This is a genomic window from Zoogloea sp. LCSB751, from assembly GCF_002028455.1.
Classification (GTDB): Bacteria; Pseudomonadota; Gammaproteobacteria; order Burkholderiales; family Rhodocyclaceae; genus Zoogloea.
Genome location: NZ_MWUM01000099.1, coordinates 1 through 398 on the forward strand (window position 1 = coordinate 1; position 398 = coordinate 398).

A 398-nucleotide genomic window follows, 5' to 3' on the forward strand; every position below is an offset into this window, starting at 1 on the left:
TTAGGGAAGGTGCGAATAAGCGGGGAAATTCTTCTCGGCTGACGCAGTCATTTCATTTCTTCATGTTTGAGCCGATTTTTTCTCCCGTAAATGCCTTGAATCAGCCTATTTAGACCGTTTCTTCGCCATTTAAGGCGTTATTCCCAGTTTTTAGTGAGATCTCTCCCACTGACGTATCATCTGGTCCACCCGAAACAGGTTGGCCAGCGTGAATAACATCGCCAGTTGGTTATCGTTTTTCAGCAACCCCTTGTATCTGGCTTTCACGAAGCCGAACTGTCGCTTGATGATGCGAAATGGGTGCTCCACCTTGGCCCGGATGCTGGCTTTCATGTATTCGATGTTGATGGCCGTTTTGTTCTTGCGTGGATGCTGTTTCAAGGTTCTTACCTTGCCGG

The 398-nt window shown here is 47.7% G+C and carries 1 protein-coding gene; it reads right to left on the bottom strand.

Translation table 11 applies throughout. The annotated features are described in order from the left end of the window. Nucleotides 1-150: 150 nt before the first annotated feature. The coding region (locus B4920_RS25910; RefSeq protein WP_139379648.1) for a transposase at nt 151-398 on the bottom strand (248 nt) is incomplete at its 5' end.